The sequence below is a fragment of the Streptomyces sp. NPDC004658 genome, assembly GCF_040609555.1.
In the GTDB taxonomy this organism is placed as follows: domain Bacteria; phylum Actinomycetota; class Actinomycetes; order Streptomycetales; family Streptomycetaceae; genus Streptomyces.
On the sequence record NZ_JBEXKG010000004.1, the window covers coordinates 95,449 to 102,354 of the forward strand.

3 protein-coding genes are annotated in these 6,906 nt (G+C 74.4%); 1 reads left to right on the forward strand and 2 read right to left on the reverse strand.

Going from position 1 to position 6,906, the window contains the following annotated elements; genetic code table 11:
• Positions 1 to 92 precede the first annotated feature (92 nt).
• Positions 93 to 2,003 (reverse strand): glycogen debranching N-terminal domain-containing protein, encoded by a 1,911-nt coding sequence (locus tag ABZV94_RS03385; protein ID WP_356336682.1) that lies wholly within the window; start codon positions 2,001 to 2,003, stop codon positions 93 to 95.
• A 659-nt stretch (positions 2,004 to 2,662) separates the two neighbouring features.
• Complete coding sequence (locus ABZV94_RS03390; RefSeq protein ID WP_356336684.1) at positions 2,663 to 4,219, reverse strand: DUF4192 domain-containing protein; 1,557 nt, start codon at positions 4,217 to 4,219, stop codon at positions 2,663 to 2,665.
• Between the two features lie 143 nt (positions 4,220 to 4,362).
• Between ABZV94_RS03390 and ABZV94_RS03395 the strand changes: the two genes are divergently transcribed.
• Positions 4,363 to 6,528, forward strand: a complete 2,166-nt coding sequence (locus ABZV94_RS03395; RefSeq protein ID WP_356336686.1) for a RecQ family ATP-dependent DNA helicase — start codon at positions 4,363 to 4,365, stop codon at positions 6,526 to 6,528.
• Positions 6,529 to 6,906: the final 378 nt, after the last annotated feature.

The following is a 6,906-nucleotide window of genomic DNA, read 5'->3' on the forward strand; positions in this document are numbered from 1 at the left end:
GTGATTCCGCCGCGTTCCGGCACGGGCTCGGAACCAGCTCTCCGTTCGTCGATCACGTGGTGTCGTTCGAGGTCACCCCTGTCCCTGGGGTGTCACACTCCCAGTTGAAGGCCGTCCGCCGCCTCTTCCACCATGGCCAGTCCCAGTCGGCTGATCCGCACGGCGAAAGCGGCGCCCGCCACTCGCAGTCCGCTGAGTTCGAGTTCGCCGAGCGGGGCGCTGCGCAGGGGACGCAGGGTGACCGTGCGGGCGGGGGCGTCGGGACGGATGCCGGCGAGGGCGGTGAGCAGCAGGATCACGGAGGCCGCGGCGGTGGCCGCCGGACGGCAGGCGGCGGGGTGCGGGAGCGGCGCGGTCCCGGCCGAACGCTGTTCGCCGCCGAACATCTCGGGCAGGCGGTGACCGAAGTGTTCCGCCGCTTCCAGCAGCCCGTACAGCAGTCCGGCCGCTTCCTTCTCGTATCCGGCCGCCGCCAGCCCGGCGACCGCGAGTGCCGTTTCCTGGACGCGCACGGCTCCGGTCCGATGGCCGAACGGATTGTGTCCCGCCTCCGTGGTGCCGAGACCGCGCAGCCCCCAGCCCGCGTCCATGACGGGAGTGCCGAGCAGCCGGGCGAGCTGTGCGGTGTGCACCTTGTCGAGCAGGCCCGGGGCGAACATCCCGGCGCCGAGCAGGCCGGTGTCGAGGAGGTGGACGGCGGTGGCGGACAGGTGGGGCACGGGTCGGCCGTCCGGCGTCAGGGCCATGGCCGGGCGTCCGCCGCCGCGGTCCTCCACCCAGAAGTCGGCCCGGAAGGCCGACCGCAGTGTCTCGGCCCACTGGCGCAATTCCGTGGCGCCCGGTCTGTGAAAGGCGTCGAGAAGGTCGGCACCGAGCAGGGCGGCGCGATGCGCGTGAGCCTGGGTCTCGCAGCGGGCCGGTCCCGCGGGGTGTGGGTCGGCGAGATAGGTGCCGTCGCGGACGGTGGTTCGCAACCAGGTCAGGCAGCGCTCGGCGGTGGGGAGCAGTTCCTGTGTCTCCTGTTCGGGCAGCCCCCAGCGGCGGGCCTCGGCGAGCAGGACGGGAAAGAGCAGGGTGGCCTCCGTTGCGGTGCAGCTCGGTGGGAGGTGCGGGCCGGCGTCGCGCCGGGGGCCGGGGATCAGGCCGGCCCGGGGGCCCGCGCCCCGGAGCTGGGTACGGGCAAGACTGCGCAGGGTGCCCGCGGCGAGGCGGGTGCCCAGGGGCAGCGTCATGCGGGCGGCGGCGAGCGCCTCGGCCGGGGCCATCCCGCAGCGCCATGGGGCGCCCGCCGCGAGGTAGGTGTCGGAGGGGTGTGCGGGGTCGCGCAGGAGCAGCGCGTGGAGGTCGGCGACGGCCGAGTGCAGCAGCGGGCCCACCCTCGGGTCGTCGCCGGCCGCCCGGGCACGGGCCAGAGGGCTGGTGGCCGCGTGTCCGGCGGCCCGCAGGGGGCCGGCGCCCTCCGGCCGCACCCGCAGTTCCAGGGCTGCCGTCCCGCCCGGTGGCAGTTCCAGCTCCCAGCGCAGCAGTCCGGCGGACGCCAGGGCGTCGGCGGGCGGCGGGTCCGCGGTGACGCCGGCGGCGGCGTCGGCCTTGGCCCAGCGCAGACCGGAGTCGTGGACGCTGGCCGGGAGTTCCGGGCCTGCCGTCCCGGCGGCGATGGCGCCGAGTTCCGCCAGGTCGGTGCCGAGGGCCACCTCGACGGGCAGGCGCAGCGGACGCGGCACCGCGTTGCGGAAGGTGATCGTCTCGCTTCCGTCGGCGTGGCGTGTCCGTTCGACGACGACATCGGGGTCGGGGCCGGCGGCCGGTGACGTGCGCAGCGTCGCCACGAAGCGGGCGCTGTCGGCTCCGGTCATCCTGGCCTGCACCGGCAGCGGTTCCCGGCCTGCCACACGGACCTGGCACCGGGAGAGCAGCCGCCTGCCGCCTCGGTAGAACCCGTCCAGTCCCCGGCCGTCCAACTGCCCCGACTCCCCGGAGATGGCGAGACCGGGCAGGGCCACGCAGATCAGCGCGGTATGCGTGGGCGGGAGCTCCGGTACCGGGCGGCTGACAGGAGGTGTGCGGGGCGGTCCGGCCACGGTGGGGCGGCGTGGCCGGGCGGGGGCGGCGGACAGGGGGCTGCCCTGGGCGGCCGGCGCGAGGCGACGGACATCCGTCGAGGGGGCCGGTCGGAAGGCGGCTGCCGTCGGCGTGCGGGGCCCTGCGCCGTCCGTCAGGAACGGCTCGGGCCTGCTCCGGGGCGGACGTTGGCCGGCGGCGGAGGGCGGAGTCGGCTGCTGGTGCATGGGCTGGCTTCTTCTGCGCTCGGTGTGCCTCGGACGTGCTGGGCGGCCGGTGGGTCGCCCCGGAGGACAGGAGAGGTGCGGCGGCTGGGCCCGCCCGGGCTGTCCGCCACTCAGGTGAACGGAAGGGAACTGGTCCGGGTCACGGCTCGCCAGGATGAAGCCGACCGAATGGGGGCGCGACCGGTCGGCCGGGGTGGCCGTCAGGGCACCCGTGACCAGTCGGTCTCGTGGCTTCGCCAGGAGTGCGCGCCAGGTGTGTCGGGAGATGCCTCTGTTCCGGCGCGGTGGACCGGGGGCCTCTCCCCGGCGGGCCGGTACTCGGCTCGGCGCACACCGGCCGGGCCGGTACCTGGCTGGGCTCACACCGCCGGCGCTCATCCGTTCTCCTCGGGATACGGACGCCCGGTGTCCGAGCGGGCGCCGGTGGTCGTGGCGTCGCCTGTCTCCGTCGCACGCGTGCGCGTGGTGATCGGGCCGCCGGGGCCGGAGGCGTCGGTGGCGGACGGCCGCGGGCGGGTGTCGGTCGGCCTCCGCCGGCCTTCCTTCGCGCGGGTCGTGTGACGCCCGTCGTCACCGGCCGCGTTGCGCGCACGGCGCCGTCGCTGCCTGCCCGTCCGGGAGCCCGGCTCGGCGCTCGGGTCGTCCGCCTGGCTGCCGGCCTCGGGTGCCGGGGCCGGGGCCTGCTGGGGTTCGGTGACGGGGGTCCGCGGCGCCGGGGCCGTTCGCCCGGCGATCTCCTTCGGCGTGTGCCGCGCGCTCTCCGTGCGCAGGCAGCGGCGGACCGCTTCGGGGTCGAGCCCCTCGTTACAGGCCTGGTGCAGCAGGCGTGCGAAGAGGTAGTCGGGATCGGCGGCCAGGGCCATGGCCAGTGCTTCCCTCGCCTCCAGTTCGTCCCCCATGGACCAGGCGACCCAGCCCGCGAGAGTCAAAGGCGCGGCGGCGTGCTCGCCGTAGGGTCCGACGCAGCGGCGGGCCAGGGCGCGCCAGAGCCGCAGCGCCGGACCGGCCTCGTCCCCCTCCATCCAGGCGGCGGCCTTGTCGCGGGTCGTGCGGTCCTGGAGCCCGAGGATCAGGGTGGCCGCCTCGTCGTCCGAGAGAAGGTTGTCGTCGCGTGCGTCGGCCGGGTGGGTGCCGGAGACCGGTGCCGACGTCGCGTAGCGGCGGATGATCCGCTCGGCCAGGTCCAGGGTCTCCTCCGCAACCTCCTGACGGGCCGTCTGGTCCAGGAGGCGGGGCACCAGGCTCATACCGGCCGCATCCAGGGCGATCTCCTGTTTCAGCGCCGCCGTGGTCTCCCAGGGCTGCAACCTGGCGCGCAGCTCACGCAGCGTGCCACGCACCTGGATGCCGGCGTAGGTGGCTGCCGCGGCGAGCACGGAGGTCCCGGGGAGGCCCATCGGTGAGCCGTCCTCGGGGCAGCAGTCCTCGACCGGGCAGCAGTACGACCAGAAACGGCCGTCGGAGACGCACAGGGCTTCGATGACCGGCACGTCGAGGTTGCCGCACTCGGTACGCATCAGGTGGGCCAGCCTCTCCAGCCGTCGTTTGACGTCCCGGCCGGACTCCCCCGGACCCGGTTCCTGGCAGACGTAGGCCACCATCCGCTCGGGACGGGCGCCGCGCCGCTCGCTGCCCGTGACCAGACCGCGGGCCAGCTGCCGGGCGGCGGCCTCCCAGTCCTCCTCGTTGGCGGGAATACCGAGCCGGGCCCGGCCGCCGAACCTGCCGCGGCGGCCCGCGTGGTCGTGCAGGGCGACGAGCACCATGCTGTCCTCGGGGCGGTAGCCGAGGAGGTAGGGCAGGGCGTCCGCCAGCTCCGCCGGGGTGCGCAGCGTGACCTGCGTGGCGTGGTCGGCCGGTCCGGTCGGCGGCTCCTGCCCCGGGATGTCGTCGCCTTCGAAGGGTCCGGTGGTTTCGCTGTGATTCGTCATGCGCCGACGATCTCGCGGATCTTGAGATTCCGGTTGAGCCTGTGGATAACTCGAATCAGGGACACGACAAAGCCGGCTCACGTTGTCCACACCCTCGCCCCGGGCCCGCCCGGTTGTCGGTCCCGTCCTGTTGTATGGGACGCATGGAGCACACGAGCAACGCGGATCTCCGGGCACAGGCGGACGCCGTCCTCGCCCGGCTCGTCGGGGATGCCACGGGCGCGGCCCGGCTGCGGGAGGACCAGTGGCGGGCGATCGAGGCACTGGTCGCGGACCGGCGCCGGGCCCTGGTCGTACAGCGCACGGGATGGGGCAAGTCCGCGGTGTACTTCGTGGCGACCTCGCTGCTGCGGGCCAGAGGAAGCGGGCCCACGGTGATCGTCTCGCCGCTGCTCGCGCTCATGCGGAACCAGGTGGACGCCGCCGGCCGGGCCGGTATCCACGCCCGGACCATCAACTCCGCCAACACCGAGGAGTGGGAGACCGTCCAGGCCGAGATCGCCGCGGGAGAGGTCGACGTGTTGCTCGTCTCGCCCGAGCGGCTGAACAACCCCGACTTCCGCGACCAGGTGCTGCCCAAGCTGGCGGCGGCCACCGGCCTGCTCGTCGTGGACGAGGCCCACTGCATCTCCGACTGGGGCCACGACTTCCGCCCCGACTACCGCCGGCTGCGCACCATGCTCGGCGACCTCCCGCCCGGCGTCCCCGTGCTGGCCACCACGGCCACGGCCAACGCGCGAGTGACCGCGGACGTCGCCGAGCAACTCGGCACGGGCGGCACGTCCGACGCGCTGGTCCTGCGCGGGCCGCTGGACCGGGACAGTCTGAGCCTCGGCGTGCTGCGGCTCCCGGACGCCGCGCACCGAATGGCCTGGCTCGCCGACCACCTGGACGACCTGCCGGGCTCCGGCATCATCTACACGCTCACCGTGGCCGCCGCCGAGGAGGTCACCGCCTTCCTGCGGCAGCGCGGGCACGCCGTCGCCTCGTACACGGGCAAGACGGAGAACGTCGAACGGCAGCAGGCCGAGGACGATCTGCTCGCCAACCGTGTCAAGGCACTGGTCGCCACCTCCGCGCTCGGCATGGGCTTCGACAAACCGGATCTCGGTTTCGTGGTCCACCTCGGCTCGCCCTCCTCCCCCATCGCCTACTACCAGCAGGTCGGCAGGGCCGGCCGTGGTGTCGACCACGCGGAGGTACTGCTGCTGCCCGGCAAGGAGGACGAGGCGATCTGGCAGTACTTCGCCTCGCTCGCCTTCCCGTCCGAGGACCTGGTCCGCCGCACCCTGGACGTCCTCGCCCGTGCGGACGGGCCCCTGTCCCTGCCCGCCCTGGAACCGCTGGTCGAGCTGCGGCGCTCGCGCCTGGAGACCATGTTGAAGGTCCTCGACGTCGACGGAGCGGTGCGCCGGGTCAAGGGCGGCTGGATCGCGACCGGACAGCCGTGGTCCTACGACGCCGAGCGCTACGCGTGGGTCGCCCGGCAGCGAGCGGCCGAACAGCAGGCCATGCGCGAGTACGCGACCACCACCGAGTGCCGGATGGAGTTCCTGCAGCGCCAGCTGGACGACGAGGGCGCCAAGCCCTGTGGCCGCTGCGACAACTGCGCCGGACCGCGCTTCGTCTCCGATTTGTCCCCGGCGGCTCTGGACGCCGCACGGAGCGACCTGGACCGCGTCGGGGTGGAAGTGGAGCCCCGCCGCATGTGGCCGACCGGCCTGCCGGCCATCGGCATCGACCTCAAGGGGCGCATCCCGGCCGGGCAGCAGGCCTCGCCCGGGCGGGCGCTGGGGCGCCTGTCGGACATCGGCTGGGGCAACCGGCTGCGTCCGCTGCTCACGCCCCAGGCGCCGGACACGACAGTGCCGGACGACGTGGCCCGAGCGGTGGTGGACGTCCTGGCCGACTGGTCGCGAGGTCCTGGCGGCTGGGCATCCGGCGCGTCCGACACCCCTCCCCGGCCGGTGGGCGTCGTCACCATGGCCTCGCGCAGCCGGCCCCGGTTGATCCACTCCCTGGGCACCCGGATCGCCGAAGTCGGCAGGCTCCCCCTGCTCGGCTCGGTGGAGTACGCCGGGGACGCTCCCCGGTCGCCACGCAGCAACAGCGCGCAGCGGCTGAAAGCGCTCGACGGCGCGTTGACAGTGCCGCCCGACCTGGCGTCGGCGCTCGCCGAGGCGAACGGTCCGGTGCTGCTGGTCGACGATTTCACCGAGACGGGCTGGACGCTCGCGGTCGCGGCGCGCCTGCTCCGGACGTCCGGGGCACGCGGAGTGCTGCCGCTGGTCCTCGCCGTTCAGGGGTGACAGGCGTGTGGCGAACACCGTTCAGCGTCCGGGGGTGACAGACGTGGCGCGACGGCTTCTCACCTCCGGGGGCAAGCGACGTGCGGCGACGACTTCTCGCCGCCCGAGGATGAGCGACGCGCCGCCAATGCGTCTCGCCGTCCAGGGGGAACCAGGTGCCGCTACCGCTCCCGCCGCCCGGGGCCGACAACATGCCGCGACGACTCCTCCCCACCCGAGGATGAGCGACGCGCCCCCATTGCGTCCCGCCGCCCAGGGGGGAACCAGGTGCCGCCACCGCTTCCCGCCGCCCGGGGCCGACAACATGCCGCGACGACTCCTCCCCACCCGAGGATGAGCGACGCGCCCCCATTGCGTCCCGCCGCCCAGGGGGGAAAC